The organism is Bacteroides sp. CACC 737 (genome assembly GCF_013874375.1).
In the GTDB taxonomy this organism is placed as follows: domain Bacteria; phylum Bacteroidota; class Bacteroidia; order Bacteroidales; family Bacteroidaceae; genus Bacteroides; species Bacteroides uniformis.
Window position 1 is genome coordinate 2,157,567 of record NZ_CP059408.1, and the last position, 17,013, is coordinate 2,174,579.

Annotated in this window: 12 protein-coding genes; 3 read left to right on the top strand and 9 right to left on the bottom strand. The window is 46.0% G+C overall.

The annotated features are described in order from the left end of the window. Positions 1-26 precede the first annotated feature (26 nt). Together H1A11_RS09400 and H1A11_RS09405 are read right to left on the bottom strand one after the other, a co-directional pair. Complete coding sequence (locus H1A11_RS09400) at positions 27-860, bottom strand: DNA-formamidopyrimidine glycosylase family protein (protein ID WP_181758052.1); 834 nt, start codon at positions 858-860, stop codon at positions 27-29. Positions 861-939: 79 nt separating this feature from the next. Further along, complete coding sequence (locus tag H1A11_RS09405; protein ID WP_304521595.1) at positions 940-2,028, bottom strand: MBL fold metallo-hydrolase; 1,089 nt, start codon at positions 2,026-2,028, stop codon at positions 940-942. A 114-nt stretch (positions 2,029-2,142) separates the two neighbouring features. Here H1A11_RS09405 and H1A11_RS09410 point away from each other — a divergent pair, with 114 nt between their 5' ends. Continuing rightward, positions 2,143-3,018 carry a PfkB family carbohydrate kinase gene (locus H1A11_RS09410; RefSeq protein ID WP_061412187.1) on the top strand — a complete coding sequence of 292 codons (876 nt, stop codon included), beginning with the start codon at positions 2,143-2,145 and terminating at the stop codon, positions 3,016-3,018. 40 nt (positions 3,019-3,058) lie between these two features. Here the strand turns inward: H1A11_RS09410 and hcp are convergent, their stop codons facing one another. Then, a complete protein-coding gene (hcp, locus tag H1A11_RS09415; protein WP_119962102.1) occupies positions 3,059-4,708 on the bottom strand; it encodes a hydroxylamine reductase in 1,650 nt (549 codons plus the stop codon). Positions 4,709-4,891: 183 nt separating this feature from the next. On the opposite strand from hcp, the gene H1A11_RS09420 reads away from it, so the two are divergent. Next, complete coding sequence (locus tag H1A11_RS09420) at positions 4,892-5,530, top strand: Crp/Fnr family transcriptional regulator (protein ID WP_117600342.1); 639 nt, start codon at positions 4,892-4,894, stop codon at positions 5,528-5,530. A 75-nt stretch (positions 5,531-5,605) separates the two neighbouring features. Here the strand turns inward: H1A11_RS09420 and H1A11_RS09425 are convergent, their stop codons facing one another. The 6 genes from H1A11_RS09425 to H1A11_RS09450 form a co-directional block, all read right to left on the bottom strand. After that, complete coding sequence (locus tag H1A11_RS09425) at positions 5,606-6,799, bottom strand: PepSY domain-containing protein (protein ID WP_117600343.1); 1,194 nt, start codon at positions 6,797-6,799, stop codon at positions 5,606-5,608. Between the two features lie 7 nt (positions 6,800-6,806). Next, complete coding sequence (locus H1A11_RS09430; RefSeq protein WP_181758053.1) at positions 6,807-8,210, bottom strand: DUF4374 domain-containing protein; 1,404 nt, start codon at positions 8,208-8,210, stop codon at positions 6,807-6,809. A gap of 43 nt (positions 8,211-8,253) precedes the next feature. Beyond that, positions 8,254-10,560 (bottom strand): TonB-dependent receptor, encoded by a 2,307-nt coding sequence (locus H1A11_RS09435; protein WP_254883939.1) that lies wholly within the window; start codon positions 10,558-10,560, stop codon positions 8,254-8,256. Positions 10,561-11,209: 649 nt separating this feature from the next. Next, positions 11,210-11,665, bottom strand: coding sequence for a preQ(1) synthase (gene queF, locus H1A11_RS09440; protein ID WP_117965416.1), 456 nt, complete (start codon positions 11,663-11,665; stop codon positions 11,210-11,212). Between the two features lie 31 nt (positions 11,666-11,696). Next, complete coding sequence (gene queC, locus H1A11_RS09445; RefSeq protein WP_005831503.1) at positions 11,697-12,353, bottom strand: 7-cyano-7-deazaguanine synthase QueC; 657 nt, start codon at positions 12,351-12,353, stop codon at positions 11,697-11,699. A 112-nt stretch (positions 12,354-12,465) separates the two neighbouring features. Next, the gene (locus H1A11_RS09450) at positions 12,466-13,146 is read right to left on the bottom strand and encodes a queuosine precursor transporter (RefSeq protein WP_117965328.1); all 681 of its coding nucleotides are present in this window, start codon (positions 13,144-13,146) and stop codon (positions 12,466-12,468) included. Between the two features lie 621 nt (positions 13,147-13,767). Between H1A11_RS09450 and H1A11_RS09455 the strand changes: the two genes are divergently transcribed. Continuing rightward, a complete protein-coding gene (locus H1A11_RS09455) occupies positions 13,768-17,001 on the top strand; it encodes a TonB-dependent receptor (protein WP_181758054.1) in 3,234 nt (1,077 codons plus the stop codon). The last annotated feature ends 12 nt before the right edge of the window (positions 17,002-17,013 follow it).

The window sequence follows — 17,013 nt, forward strand, 5'->3', positions numbered from 1 at the left end:
AAAGGATTCTAAGAAGATGTGAACATTTATTCTTTTATCTGTTGACACGTTGGGCAATAATATACCGAACCACCCATATAAGCCTCTTTTATGATGGTACTGCCACAACGGAGACAAGGATTCTTCCATGTTTTGGCAGAAAGAATGGTTTTGTAGCCTCCGGCGTTGCCATAAAGATCTGTTTGCGTATCGCGTCCGCCCTCGGAAGTCATATCCACCAATGTTTTTTTTAGAGCATTAAAAAGAACTTCTTTCTGATTATCCGACAGAAGTAGCACTTTCTGTTTGGGATTTATCCGTGCATTGAACAGAATATCCTGCGTTACGCCGTTACCGACACCGGGAATATGCTGATTGGTTGCCAATAGAGCTTTAGCGGAGAGGGTCTTCTTTGCTTCGGCAACGAGTTTCTCAAATTCCGCTTCGGTGTATTTATCGCTCAACGGCGAAATGCTTTCCCGACTCAATTTATAGTACTTATTGTCGATATAGCTATCAGGATAAACATTGATAAAACCATACATTGCAACCGTGAAGACAAGGAATGAATCATCATTAAACGTCAGCAACAACTGGTAATTGGCAGGAATCTTATCTCCCACATTGTAATAACGGACACTGACTCCGTCGCCTATATTCATGATCACATTATCCGAAAGATTGAAATTGACAAACATGCCATATCCTTCGGATGAAAGGATGGTTTTGCCTACGAGCAGTTTACCATACTCCGACGGATTGCCGTTATAGAACGTAAACTTATGCGGTTTGGTGGCATTGAATACCTGCGTGATTGTTTTACCGCTCAAGGCGTTGTTCACTTGTTTGCTCAGGGTGATAACTTCGGGTAATTCCAACATATTATCTTACTTTTATTTTCGATAGGGATATATATTTCCGTTAATAACTCGTCAATAGCTAAATAATCAATATCGTTCATTATTTTAACCGGACCACTTCCCCTATAATAGGCATCAACACGTTCAAAGAGTCTTTCTCTTTCAGATTCATGGCATTCTTCAACGGTTCGTCCCAGCGGTGTCTAGCCAAAGCATATTTGGAATGATGGACAGTCAGAAGCTTTTCCGCATTCAAGTCCCTGGCCACTTGTCCCAAATATTGGGGCATGGTATGGATATATTTCCAATCTTCGTTATACTGCCCATTCTCCAATATGGCAAGGTCAATGCCGGGATATTGCTTGCCTATTTCGGCAAAATGCGTATCATATCCACTATCACCGCCCATATAAATCTTCTGCGAAGGGGTTTCGATAAGGAAAGAGGCCCATAGTGCCTGATTCGCTTTCAACGAGCGGCCCGAAAAATGCCGGGCGGGCAAGCAATGAAGCAGAAATCCCTTATCCAGTACAGTATCTTCAAACCAATCCAGCTCAACCAGAGATGATTTCTCAAATCCCCAATACTCGAAATGTTCACCTACCCCCAAAGGACATACTACCTTATCTACCCGATTTTTCAGCTGCATCACCGTTTCATAATCCAGATGGTCCCAATGGTCATGTGATATCACCAGATAGTCAATCTCCGGCATATCGGCAGGCTTGTAGGCATCTGCTCCCTTGAACGGCTTGTTTACAAACGAAACCGGAGAAGCCCCACAAAATACGGGGTCTACCAGTATACGCTTTCCGTCTATCTGGATAAAATAGGATGAATGTCCGAACCATACCAATACATTCTCGTCCTTGCTTATCTTGCTGAGGTCCGTCTTTATAACCGGAATCTCTTTTTCTGGACGCAAATCGGTTTCTTTCTTAAATAAGAATCCCCAGAAAGCTCCCAAACGTCCCTTTTGGGAAGTCATCATCATCGTACTGTGCAGATTCCGGAATTCTCCGTCTTTGTAATGAGGCGACTTCTTTATCCTCTCCAACCGTTCTCCTTGAGGAGCCCTCCCGAAACTCGGCTGATTGACAAAAACGAATCCCGCTATGACCGCAACAGCCACAATACCCACTATAATGCCAACTATCATACGTACTCTTTTCGTTTTTAATGAATTCATATTCAATGAAGCTACATTTACAGCTGCAAATATAGTCGAATTGTTATTAAATCACTATCTTCGCGCCCAATTTACGGAATCAATACAATAAAGAAATAAAAAGCCAACAAAGAAATGAACACACACAGTCTATGTTGCATCGGTTATATTACCCAAGATAAAGTCGTAACCCCTAAAAATACCATATATATGCCGGGAGGCACCTCCTTCTACTTCGCACATGCCATCAAGCACTTGAATGCTAACGATTTTCTATTGGTAACAGCTTTGGCTGATACTGACATGGGCATTGTGGAAGACATTCGGAAAGAAGGTATTTCCGTCAAAGCCTTGCACAGCACACATTCCGTCTGTTTCGAGAATATTTATGGAGAAAATCAAAACGAACGTACACAACGTGTCACGGCAAAAGCAGACCCTTTCACCGTGGAAGGTTTGAAAGATACCGATGCACGGATTATCCACTTGGGCAGTCTGCTTGCCGACGACTTCTCTTTGGAGGTCATCAAGTTCTTGTCCGGCAAGGGACTCCTCTCGGTAGACGTGCAAGGATTTCTCCGCAAGGTGGAGAATGAAAAGGTGCTGGCCGTAGACTGGCCGGAAAAGAAAGAAGCATTGAAGTATATCCATATCCTGAAAGCCAACGAAGCTGAAATGGAAGTGCTGACCGGATGCAGTGAACCGCACGAAGCTGCATTGCTGATTGCAGACTGGGGCGTGAAGGAAGTGCTGCTGACCCTGGGAGATAAAGGTTCGCTGATTTATGCCCAAGGAGAATTCCACGAAATACCCGCCTACCCTGCCCTGCAGATTACAGATGCAACGGGATGCGGAGACACCTATATGGTAGGATATCTGTATATGCGCGACAAAGGCGCGTCTTATCGAGAAGCCGGATGCTTTGCCGCCGCCATGTGTACCATAAAGCTACAATCACACGGGCCGTTCTGCGGAACGGAGGAAGCGATAAATAATGTGATAAGAGGATAAGATGATGGGGTGATAGCAGGATATCACCCCATCATCTTATTTACAATCCGAATTTCTTCAAATCATCTTCCACGCTACCGATACCTGCAACATGGAACATATCAACCAGTACCTTGACGACATTTGGAGAAAGGAAAGCGGGCAATGTAGGTCCTAAGTGAATATCCTTCACACCGAGGCTCAATAATGCCAATAATACAATAACTGCTTTCTGTTCGTACCACGCTATGTTGTAGACTATGGGAAGTTCATTAATGTCGTTCAGCTGGAATACTTCTTTCAGCTTCATGGCTATTACCGCCAGTGAATAGCTGTCATTGCACTGCCCGGCATCCAATACACGGGGAATGCCGTTGATGTCTCCCAAACCAAGTTTATTATAGCGGTATTTGGCACAACCTGCGGTCAGGATAACGGTATCTTGCGGCAAGGCTTTGGCAAATTCCGTGTAGTAGTCACGGCTCTTCATACGTCCGTCACAACCTGCCATTACGATAAAGCGGCGTATGGCCCCGGTCTTCACGGCATCTACCACCTTGTCTGACAGTTGCAGCACCTGGTTATGGGCAAAACCGCCGATAATTTCTCCATGCTCTATCTCCACCGGAGGCTGGCATTGTTTGGCAATCTCTATGATTTCAGAAAAGTCTTTCCTACCTTCAGCATCCTTATCAATGTACTTGCAACCCGGATAGCCGGTAGAGTTGGTGGTAAACATACGTTCTTTATACACAGCATTTGCCAGAGGAGGAACGATGCAATTGGTGGTAAACAGAATCGGTCCGTTGAAGGAAGTGAATTCTTCGCGCTGTTTCCACCAGGCATTGCCATAATTGCCTACAAAATGGGAATATTTCTTGAAAGCCGGGTAATAGTGAGCAGGTAACATTTCACCATGTGTATAGACATCTATTCCTGTGCCTTCAGTCTGTTTCAATAATTCTTCCATATCCTTCAAGTCATGGCCGCTAATCAAAATTCCCGGACGGTTCTTCACACCGATATTCACCTTTGTAATTTCAGGATTACCGTAAGTACCAGTATTGGCTGCATCCAATAGAGCCATTGTCTTTACTCCAAACTCACCAGCTTCGAGAACCAGCTTCACCCACTCCTCTGCCGATAGAGACTCAACTGCAATGGTAGCCAGTGCGCGTTGCATGAAAACATGAACCGTATCATCATTGAATCCCAGACGCATGGCATGCTCCAGATAGGCAGCCATACCTTTCAAGCCATAGACAAGCAATTCTTTCAACGAGCGGAGGTCTTCATTCTGTTCACGCAGAACACCTACTGTCTTCGCTTTTCCGGCATAGTCATCACGCGTTCCCTGCCAAGTCAGTTCATCTACTTTGGGTAAGAGCACTTTGTTATGCTTGGCCTCTTGAATCAATCCATTACGCATGGTGATTCCTTTATCTACCCGCTTCAAAATGCTTTCATCATCGAAATTTGCATTCGTAATAGTGCAGAACAGAGCATCCGTCACAAAGATATTCACTTCTTCGGAGACTGGACAATCTGCCTTGCGCAAAACATCGGCAACGACAGAGACACCTCTAACCACAAACAGCAACAAGTCCATAGCTTGAGCCGTATGACTTTCTTTTCCACATACACCTTTCAGTATACAGCCGGTTCCTTTGGCTGTCTCCTGACATTGATAACAAAACATGTTCGGTTCCATATTCTTATTCATTTAAAAGTTTACATCATCTTTCCATAAGATAAGCGGCACCTCAGCAATAAAAATAAGCAAGCTTATTTTCTATTACTTTCGGTTTGCATTATCTTTGTGCAAAGATGAGAGTTCTACAACGCGAAAACTGTCACGAATGTTACATCGAATCACAAAAAAGTAAAAAAGAGAATGGAAATCCATACATTATTGAAAATGCCTCCTTTTCAAGGCATAACAGAAGAAGAATTATTATCCCTCATCCTGGCACCCGAACATGCACGCAGGCAATACAAACCTGCTGACTTTATTGCCATGCAGGGAGAAGCATACCGTTCTCTATTCATATTGTGCTGCGGCAGTGTGCGTACCCAAATGGTCAGTGCAGAGGGAAAGCAACTCACCATAGAAACGCTGAAAGCCCCGCAACTACTTGCCCCGGCTTTTGTCTTTGCCTCCGAAAACCGCTTCCCGGTAAATATCGAAGCAAAAGAGAAATGTGAGATACTCATCATAAACAAGAATGTCTTCCTGGAATTCCTGCATCGACACCCCACTGTGATGCGCAACTTTCTGCAACTGGTATCGGACAGAACTCTGTTTCTCTCCAAAAAGCTGAATGCCTTTGCCCTGCAAAGCCTAAAATCGCGCATACTGAACTATCTACGCATGCATGGCACAATACTCAACCAGCAGGAAGTGGCACAAATACTGGGAGTGGCTCGTCCCTCGCTAGCACGTGCCTTATCGGAGCTGGCAAGCGAAGGATGCATCCGGATAGAAGAGAAGGAAATGCGGATAAATGAAATCTCCGCCCAAAAGTATTTATAAAAAAACGCCCACAAAACACGCACGCCTGCGCATCTTGCGGACATCTTCATCCTTTTATAAAATTGCCTGCTTTTTCTAAGCAACTTTCTTTAATTGCATGTTCGCTTTCCTACTGCCTTTCCGAACCAATCTGCGAATCCAAAGATAATAGCCCGTCAGCGGCAAGCTGGCCCCTACCAAAGCGGCAAGAAAACTCAATATACGGGTGGTCAGCCCTCCCCAACTGCCTACATGAACGGAGAATATCCAGCCACGGATTTTTCCTGAAGCGTCGGCATCCTTATATAAGGTAGCCCCGGTGATTTCACCGCTACGGGGATTGAACGTATAGCGGTCGGCAGCACGCTGGTTGCCCAACCGATTGAAAGAAACCGTAGCAGAGCCTTTGGACACGGTAATCTGTTTATAATCAGGATTGAGTTCCTTCAGTTCTTCGTAAACCTTCTGCCAGCTTGTAAAAGGAGAGAAAGAATTTCTTTCACGATGCTCACCTCCTGGTCTGCCACCAGACCGGCCTTGAGCCCGTTCTCCTCCCTGGGCAGCAGTTTGTGCCGAAGCACCATGTCCTCCACCCCCTTGCGTGGTTTCCACTCCGAAAACTTTGTAGAAGCCGGTGCGGTACCAGGAGAAAGACCATGACAGTCCCGTAAGCGCCATTACCAACAGAAGAACCAGCGTGTACATACCGCCTGCCACATGCAGGTCATAGCAGAACCGACACCAACCCTTACCGGAAACAATCTTCAAACTGTTCTTCAAAGCCTTTTTTGTACGGGGCCACCAGATAACAATGCCCGATATCAGGACAAAGACAAACATCAGCGTGGCAGTGCCCACAATCATTTTTCCCCAGAAGATGCCTCCATCGGGCTTCATGCTGTCCAGCAACCAGCGATGCAGGCGGAACATGGTCGTGAAAAACGGCGCACGTTCATACTTGCCCTTTATCTCACCCGTATACTGGTCTACATAGACGGAAGCACGACGAGGTTTGGAAAGGTTCACCTGCCAGGCACGCTCCGGAGCAGACGAGGCTGTGACACCCGTCACAAAAACACTATCCGGCAGAGTAGCGGCCACTTTTTCGGCCACCTTGCCCATGGGAAGCGATGCCGGCCCGACTTTCTCCACATAGTAGAGGTCGCGGCGGCAGAGCTCCATCACCTCCGTCTCGAATACCAGCATGGCTCCGGAAAAACAGATAAGGGTAATCAGTAGCCCGAAGGGGACTGAAAGCCATAAATGTATTTTACGAAAAACTTTCTTCATAGGAGCTTTATTCCAGTTTACCTACACCGTTCAGTTGGGTTGCATTGACAACCAGACCCTTGGTAGCTGTTGCATTGGCAGGGTCTACCTTATAGATGGCAGGATAGCCGGAAGAGGTAGTGACTGCCACATATGCGTTGCCATTTTCCATGTACGGGGTATTACCAAAGCCGGAGACATCGCTTGGAAGGCCGTTCACATAAGTCAAAGCTCCGGTGGAGGCATTGAAGACGGCAAGTTGGTTGGCAACCTTGTCTGATGCCGTAATTGCCTTATCATACATCAGCAACAGGAAATAATTACCTGAAATATACCAAGTGCGCAAGAAAGAGGCGCCATTGGCTTTCTCTTCAAGATTATAGTAATAGGCGGCATCAAATTCCTCTGCTTTGGTATCGATGCGTACAACTCCAGCAGGCAATGTAGTCTGCTGACGCGAATCACTCATGGTCTTGGCATAGCTCGGAGAAAATACATATACATAGCCGTCGTCGGCAAGCCAGTTCATCTGGTAGTACTGTGACTTCATGCGTCCGGCAGCATAACTGATTTTGTCTGTAGTGATGACCTTATGAGAATTCAGTGTCTGATCACCAAAGATAGCGATATGGCATTCATTAGGATACTGGGTCCATTGCAATTCGTCCTTCTCATAGGCACCGCTACCCTGCCCGCCGGATTCTGTCTTTATTAAATCCTCATTACCGGAAAGCACCCACTTGTAACTACCGTCTTCATTCTTCTGCATGCAACCATACTGGCTAAGCCCCATGGGAATGGCTGCTGCATAAACCTTACTGCCCACTTGTTCTATACCGGCCAGTGTTACGTATTCACCATTTTCAAGGAAATTTTCGGCAAGAAATGGAGTATCCTTTGTTACCGAGTTCTTTGTATAAGTCTGTTTCTCGACATCCAGATAGGAAATCAAAAAAGATTGGGGAGTATATCCATTTGCATCATTCAGTTCCGTAGGGCCGTCGCCGGTAGAAGTCGTCATTATAAATTGGTCATAATAGCCGTAGGTAGTGAAACGATTGACGTTATACTCCTGGCTACGTTTTTCCAGTTCACCGTTTGTATTCATAATGAACGACTGGGTAGTGCCTGCATTTCCCTGGTGATAATTCAAGGCATACAGATATTTGTTTCCGTAGAACACCCAGTAAGTAGCCCCATCGTTCACAAGGCCATTGCCGGCAGCAGTAATTTCACCGCTTTCCAGTGACTCGGCTGTCAGCAGGACAGGAACAGAGCTACCTGAAACTGTAGCCGTGGCAGCTATCACATAGTTACCCTTTGAACCGGAACCGGAGCCGGAACCCAGTTCGTCTGTGTCTGTACAAGAAATTAAAGCCATTCCGGTCATTGCCATTGCCAAGAGGCCGGACAAAAGATAATTCTTCTTCATTTGTTCTTCTTATTAATTACACCTATTAAAACCATTATATTTATTAATCACCAAAATGTACACGTACCTTGCCATAGAACGCACGCCCGGCTTTCTGAAGACTGAAATTGTCGTACAAATCCTCGTTCGTGAAGTTGCGGCATTCAAACGAGATATTATAGCGGCCATTCTTCAGACTATAGCTCAATGTCAGGTTATGGGAGAACTGGTCGGGTACCATGAAATCCTTGTTCTTGCTACCGATGGCCTGCGAATAGTAGGAGAAGCTGTGCATGTACTGGTTGTCGTAAGTCACGGACAGCATATTCCCTTTCTTCCAGAGGTCGCGCCAATAGAAGTTTACGTCAAAATCAGCAAACTGATAGGGCACATTGGGAATGCGTGCCTTGTAACCGAGATTTTCCACAGAGTTGCCGGTACTGCCGATTTGCATCTTCTCATTGTCACGCACATTCATCTGCGTGAAGTTGCCGCCCACACTCAGCCAGCGTCCGAAGCCATAGCGTGCCGATACATTGTATCCCTTCGTCAGCACCTTGCCGTAGTTGGTATAAGTGGCCCCTTCTTTTCCTCCGCTCAAGTCCTGGATATTGCGCTGGATATAATCCTTCGTATTGCGGTATACCACACCGCCTTCCACGTAGACGGAATGTTTTCCAAAACTCCGGGAATAACTCAGGTTCAAGTTGATGTTGTCACTTTTCTCGGGACGGATGCCGATGTCTCCACTCTCCAGGTCTTCGTCACCAAACATCTCTTCGATAGTGGGCAGGCGGTAAGCTTTTTCATAAGAGAGCTTCGCCTGCAAGCCGGGCAGGATGAAGTAGGTTCCGGCAGCACCATATCCCCAAGAGTCTACCGTACGGCTGGTGCGTACATAATTACTACCGGTATCATCCTCGGCCATAGGTCCTGCCACATACTGGCGGTAGTATTTGCCGAATGCCGAGAAGTTCCACTTTTCGGAAGGCATCAGGCGGTATGACAAACCGGAGATATTCTTGCGGGTCTGCTTGGCAATGGCATCCGTCTGTTCTTCCACCGCCAACAGTGAAGTATTATCACGCTGGAATGCACTCAACACATGATTGAAAGTCAGCATGTGGACCCTGGCAATGCGGTAATTCAAGGTCAATGTACCGTTCCAATTGTCATTATCGGCACGGGAATACTGGCGGGACTGTTCGCCGGGGCTGTTCAGCGGATGTTTCTCACCAAGCCAGTTGTATTCGTAGCGGGCAGTATCCACATTCGTAGTGGCATTGCGATTGTAGTTGGCTGTCAGCACCATATCCAGCCCCTTGATTATCAGGTTGCGTTTGCTGTATTCCATCGAAGGCATCAGTGAATGGCCAAAGCGGTGCTTTTCCCCGAAGACTGTCTTCTGGCGTACACCGGTCTGTATGTCCTTGTACATGTGCGAATAGGTGAAACCGAACATCAGCCGGTCTGCCCAACTTTTGTCCACAATACCCGCTTTGGCCACAATGGCTTCGTTGTGGTAAGTATCATTGAAACGCTTCACGCGCACCTTCTCACTTTCGTTGAAACTGCCCGTCTCAAAATCCTTTACCGGCGCATCTACATAATAATCGTTGTCCGAGTAGTTTTGAAAGGCATTGATTTCATAGCTGAAACCGTTCTTGAAAGTCTGTCCGAAGTTAACGTATGAGCGGTGGGTATTGAACGAGCCGTAAGAATAAGAAGCATCCAGAAACCAGTTCCGGCGTTTCTTGTTGGTAACAATATTGATGACACCGCCAATGGCATCCGTACCGAAGCCCACGGGAACTACACCTTTATATACCTCTATACGGTCGGCAAAGCTCACCGGAATATTGTTCAAGCTGAAGGAGCTTCCCACACCTTCCTGCGGCACACCGTCAATGAACACCTTGACGTGCTTTCCGCTAAAACCGTCCAGCATCAACTGCATATCCGAACCTACCCCACCCGACTCACGGAGTTTCATGCCCGGAGCCTTGGTCAAGGCATCGCTCAGATTCTTCGTGGTGTTCTGGAGTTCCTTTGTATCGACTGCCACAGCATTGAATGCCGACCTCTTCACCCGGCTCACTCCGGTAGAAACGATAGTCACCTCGTCCAGCTGTTGCGTTTCAGGAGCGATGGTTATGTTCAGCTTCATCCGCTCATCATTGACCAGCTTCACCTTTTTCTCCACCTTTGTATAACCTACGGCAGACACCACCAACGTATAGTCGCCGGCAGGCGCCTTGATGTGATAGAGGCCTTCCTGATTCGTGGTTCCTCCATAACTCGTCCCTTTCAGATAAACAGTCGCAAAATCCACCGTTTCTTTTTCCGTAGAAATGATTCTACCAGAAATCATCCCTCCTCTCCTCTGCGCATGTACAGACAGAGAAGCCAACAGAAGGAGAAACAGCAGCGAGAATTTAAATGTATATGCTTTCAATTTTATAATAATTATAATGTTGTTAGTAAACCGGTGCAAAGGTCATTATTAACATCCAGCTGTGCAATCGCTTATTGTAGGTAATTATATGGAGTGGATTTATCGTATATATCATACCATGCAATCACCATTGATAGGTATTATCAATAATAAAACAGATAAAAAAACCGAAAACGAGCTCGGAAGGTGCTGAGGAAATCTCTTAAATAATAAAATCAAAACAATTTCTTATTCGTCAGCGGCATTTATGCGGATAATCGTAAAAGAGAAAATAAAGATGTAGCAAAACTAATGATAGAGAAGCCTTATATTAGCCGATGAATAAAGACAGACTAACTTCTCATTTACTAAAAACTATTCGTCCGACAGTTGTTACATTATCGTCCGACGGCTGTTTAATTATCGTCCGACAGCTGTTGGACGATAATTAAACAACTGTCGGACGAATAAAAATTAGCAAACAAGAAACTAAAGGTCAGTAGACAAGGATATAGAATATAGTGATGCAAAAATTACCTGTCCTAACAGCCCCCTTCTATTTATAGGAGCCATCAGATACAGCATCTTATTCACGGTTCATCAAACGATGCTCCGCCATCTGCTCGAACTTCGTGCCGGGACGTCCGTAATTGGCATACGGATAAATGGAGATGCCGCCACGCGGGGTAAAGATACCAGTCACCTCGATATACTTAGGATTCATCAAATGAATGAGGTCTTTCATTATGATGTTCACGCAATCTTCGTGGAAAGCTCCGTGATTGCGGAAGCTGAACAGATAGAGCTTCAGGCTCTTGCTCTCCACCATCTTGACATCGGGGATATAGCAAATACGGATTTCCGCAAAGTCCGGTTGTCCCGTGATGGGACAAAGACTGGTGAATTCGGGGCAGTTGAAACGCACCCAGTAGTCATTGCCGGGATGCTTGTTATCAAATGCCTCTAATACTTCGGGAGCATAGTCCTGACGGTATGCTGTCTTTCTCCCCAAAAGGGAAAGTTGGTCTTTCAATTCTGTCATAGCCATATATTTTTAGTGATACAAGTGTGCCTCATTTAGTAGAAGCCAAAAACTTTTCCAATCCTTCTCTGCGCAACGTGCATGCCGGGCAGTGTCCACAACCATCTCCCGGGATACCGTTATAACAAGTCAGCGTTTCGTGGCGTATAAGTTCGAGCACTCCAAGCTCGTCTGCCAGTGCCCAGGTCTCCGCTTTGTCAATCCACATCAGTGGTGTGTGCAGTACGAATTGCTCGTCCATAGCCAGGTTCAGCGTCACGTTAAGCGACTTGATGAAAGCATCCCGGCAATCGGGATAACCGCTGAAATCGGTCTGCGACACCCCCGTCACAATATGATTAATTCCCCGCTCGCGGGCGTAGACGGCGGCTATACTCAGGAAAAACAGATTGCGTCCCGGCACAAAAGTATTCGGAAAGCTGTCTGCCGGCTTCTCCTGGTCCATCTCCATGCCGGCATCTGTCAATGAGTTATGTCCCAGCCGGCCGATAAAGGAAACATCCATTACTTCGAACTCCACACCTGCCTTACGGGCAATGGCCCTCGCCAAGTCCACTTCCTTCTGATGCTTCTGTCCATACAGAAAACTCAGCGCATACACTTTCTTAAATTCACGTTTTGCCCAAAAGAGGCAAGTGGTCGAGTCCTGCCCGCCACTGAATACCACCAAAGCAGTGTCCCTATTCATCTTGTTAAAAGCCTCTCTGTTTCCCTCCCCCGTAGGGAGGGAAACAGAGAGGGCATTGCTTATTATTTGTTTGACATAATAACTGATTTCCCCTCACTACGGGTAAGGGGCTTTAAATATCGCCTATTTTCCATACTTTATAGGAGATGCCTTCATCATAGACATCACTACCGTCTATCCGCTTAATAGCTTTTACCACACGGATAGTCACAGGCAGTATCAATACCTCGTACATGGACTTCAGCAGAATCTGGATACACATCATCACCAGCAACTCCCGCCATGCAATGATTCCTCCGAACGCCACCGGAAAGAAAATCAACGAGTCTGCCGTCTCACCAACCACCGTCGACCAAATGGCACGTGCGGAGAAATTACGCCCGTTGCTTGCCAGTTTCATGCGGCTCATTACGTAGGCATTCAGAAAAGAGCCCACCAAGAATGCCGTCAGACTAGCTATGACAATACGGGGAGCCATTCCAAAGACAAAATTGAAATGCGCGGCACCATCCCAGAAAGGGGCGGCAGGCAATGCCACGGCTATCAGTCCCAGCATTACCACAAAAAAGTTCATGGCAAAACCGCTCCAGATTATCAGACGAGCTTTACGAAAGCCCCAAACCTCGGCAATGCAATCGTTGATAATATAAGAAACAGGAAAGACCAGCAATCCGGCTGTTACGGTAATACCCAAAAACTGGATAACTTTAGTCTCAAGAAGATTGGCTGCAATCAAGCATACATTGAACAGAATGCCCAGCAACATAAAAGGTACAGATACTTTTTGTTTCATACTCCTGTTTTTTACGTGGTGTTCTAGAATACACGACCGTTATTCACGGCATCATACATTTTAAATCCGGTTGCAAAGATACAACAAGTTTTGCAAATGAACAAACAACATATATTTTAACTAAAACTCAAGCAAAACGAAAGTCCTTTTTTTATTCGAAGTAATTGCAAACTGTGCATATTTAGTTAACGAGACTTAAATAGAACATCCCAAACAAAGAATATTATTTACAACAACTTTAAAATATAAAAACTAAAAGCATATAAATCAACATATTAATAAATTATAGTACAAATTCAAAAGCATGCAACCGAATTCATCCTCAAACAAGATTTCATTCACGCAAATTCCTTAAGCATATAAAATAATAGACAACATATTTTAATACTTAAGATTCTATATTTTAAATAATTAAAATTAGGGTTATATTTGATAACAACAATCCGGAAGCTCTGGAAAACACATTGATATTAACCAAGAATATACCATATTATATATAGTAACCTTAGAAAAACAATGAATGCCTATGATTTACCCGAAAGCCCCAAGACACTATTAGTGTCATCTTCTATTCAACCTATTTATTTTGAGATCCATTAGCTTAAACAAAAAACATCTATTATGAATGAAAATCGTAAACGAGGAACATCGAACAACAAAATCCTCACAGCAATTGCCATCACCTCCCTATTTATAGGAAGCTGCAGAATCATGGCAATAGAGACCTATTCGGAAAATTCATTCGGAGTGACAGAACAGATGCAGGCACAAACAGCCCGCGGTATTGTTGTCGACCAGAATGGAGAGCCTATCATCGGAGCAAGTATCTTGGAAAAAGGTACTACCAATGGAGTTACTACCGACTTATACGGTAAATTCTCGCTAAACGTAAAAAGAGGTGCCACCCTGGTCATTTCCTACATCGGCTATAAGACGCAGGAAGCCAAAGCAGATGCCAACATGAAAATCACCCTTGCAGAAGATTCCGAACTACTGGATGAAGTAGTTGTTGTCGGTTACGGTGTACAGAAAAAGAAACTTGTCACCGGCGCCACTGTACAAGTGAAAGGAGAAGACATAGCCAAGCTGAACACTGTGGATGCCCTGGGCGCTTTGCAGAGCCAGTCACCGGGTGTCAACATCACGCAGAACAACGGCTTCCTGGGTTCGGGCTTCAAGGTAAATATCCGCGGTATCGGTACTACCGGAACCTTCTCCCCGCTTTATGTGGTAGATGGAGTTGCCAACGGTAGCATCGACGGGCTGAACCCGAGTGACATTGAATCTTTGGACATCTTGAAGGATGCCGCTTCCGCCGCCATCTATGGTGCGCGTGCTGCCAACGGCGTTATCTTGATTACCACCAAACGAGGTAAAACCGGCGTTGCCGAAGTCAGTTACGACGGCTATGTCGGCGTGCAGAACCTCTACAAAATCCCTACTATCCTCAATGCCCAAGAGTACATGATGATGCAGGATGAAGGCCGTGTAATGGACGGATTGAGTCCGTACAACTGGGCGACCTATATTCCGGAAAGGGATTTGCAGGCCATACAGAACGGAACATGGAAAGGGACAAACTGGCTGAAGGAAGTGCTGAATGAAGATGCATTGGTACAGAACCACGCAGTCAACATCACCGGAGGAACAGACCGTTCCAGATATGCCATAGGTATTTCATACACCAACCAAGAAGCCACCATGGGAGTTCCCGGCGAATTTCCTGAAATGAACCGCTACAACTTCCGCGTCAACTCGGACCACGTAGTTATGAAAAAAGGCAATCTTGACTTCCTGAAAGTGGGCGAAACCATCAACTACAAATATTCGCAAACACAAGGTTCATTCGGAACCGGCGGCATTTATTGGAACGGAGTGCACAATATGCTCATCATGAGCCCGTTGATGCACCCTTACAATTCAGATGGAGACTACTACCTCTACGCAGACCAGGAAAAGGACAACTACAAATGGGATATCTCCAACGGAGCCAATAAAAACCCGATAGCTTATCTGGACTACTATATGAACCAGAACCTAAGCAAGTCCCATTACATGCAGAGCAGCTTCTATGCAGAACTGCAACCCATCAAGAACCTGCGTATCAAGAGCCAGTTCGGCTACATCATGGGAGCCTCCAGTTATCGTTCCTATTTGCCGAGATTCGATTATCTGAGTGCGTCACTCAACAACGCAGAAGACAAGGTTACCCAATCCATGTCTATGTATAACCGTTGGTCATGGGACAATACAGCCAACTACATCTTCAATATCGATGACCATAACATCGACGTCCTGGTAGGTCAGAGTATGGAAAAATGGGGTATGGGAGAAGAAATGAGCGGTTCAGCCATAGGCTCAAACTTCTATGACTTCAAGCACGCTTATTTATCCAATGTTCCATTGACCGCCAACAGTGTGTCCTCCTTGACTGGCAAGCCTAACGGGGAAGGTTCCATCGCTTCCTTCTTCGGACGCGTCAACTACAACTACCAGGAGAAATACATGGCTTCTGTCATCATGCGTGCGGACGGTTCCTCCACTTTTGCCCGCGGACACCGCTGGGGATACTTCCCTTCAGTATCCGCCGGATGGGTTATCAGCAACGAGTCCTTCATGTCAGGAATCAAATGGCTGGACTTCTTAAAGCTACGCGCTTCCTGGGGGCAAAATGGTAACTGTAATGTATCTACTTTCCAATATCTTTCACTGATAACTTCCAACAATGGATATGGCGGTTATACGTTCGGCGACTCCATGGACCTCATCAGTACCGGTTCATACGCCTACCGACTGACCAACCCGGACCTTACCTGGGAAACACAGGAGCAGTTGAATTTCGGTATCGATGCACGCTTCTTGAACAACCGCCTGGGCTTTGAATTCGACTGGTATAACAAAAATACCAGAGACTGGCTGGTTACGGCTCCGGTACTCTCTTCCTTCGGTGCCAATGCAGTGTCCGTCAATGGCGGCAATGTAAAGAACACGGGTATTGAAGTAGGACTCCACTGGAACGACAACATCGGAAAGGATTTCCAATATGGAGCCAACCTGACCCTGGCTCACAACAAGAATGAAGTGACCAAGATTGCCAACAAAGACGGAATCATCCACGGTAGCGGCAGCGTTCTGTGGGAAGGAGCCGAAGAGTGCTTCCGTGCTGAAGTAGGCAAACCCATCGGCTACTTCTACGGCTACAAGAGTAACGGCATATTCCAGAACCAGGAACAGATAGACAACTACAAAGGTCCGAAACTAAATGGCGACAAGACACAGCCGGGTGACGTAATCTGGGCAGACACCGACAATAGCGGTACGCTCGATGCCAATGACCGTACTATGATAGGTAACCCGAATCCCGACCTGACAATGGGACTTTCCCTGAATGCCAGCTGGAAGGCCATTGACTTCTCAATCACTACTTACGGCGCATTCGGCCAGCAGATTCTGAAGTGTTATCGTGACTTCTCCTCCTCACCCTTGAATAACTATACAGCAGAGATATTCCAACGCTGGCACGGCGAAGGTACGTCCGACAAGTTCCCGAGACTGTCCAGCGCTTCCAGCTCCAACTGGAACAGAGTATCAGACATTTATATTGAAGATGGAGACTATCTCAAGATAAAGAACATCACTGTGGGATTCGACTTCAAGAAAGCATTCAAAAAGTTACCGGTACAACAGCTGCGCCTGTATCTGACCGCACAGAACCTCTTTACCTTCACCGGCTATTCCGGTATGGACCCGGAAATCGGTTACGGTGGCGACGATTATGGTTGGGCATCAGGCATCGACCTGGGCTACTACCCCAGTGCACGTACCTATATGATAGGCTTAAATGTAAAATTCTAATTAACCGAAGAA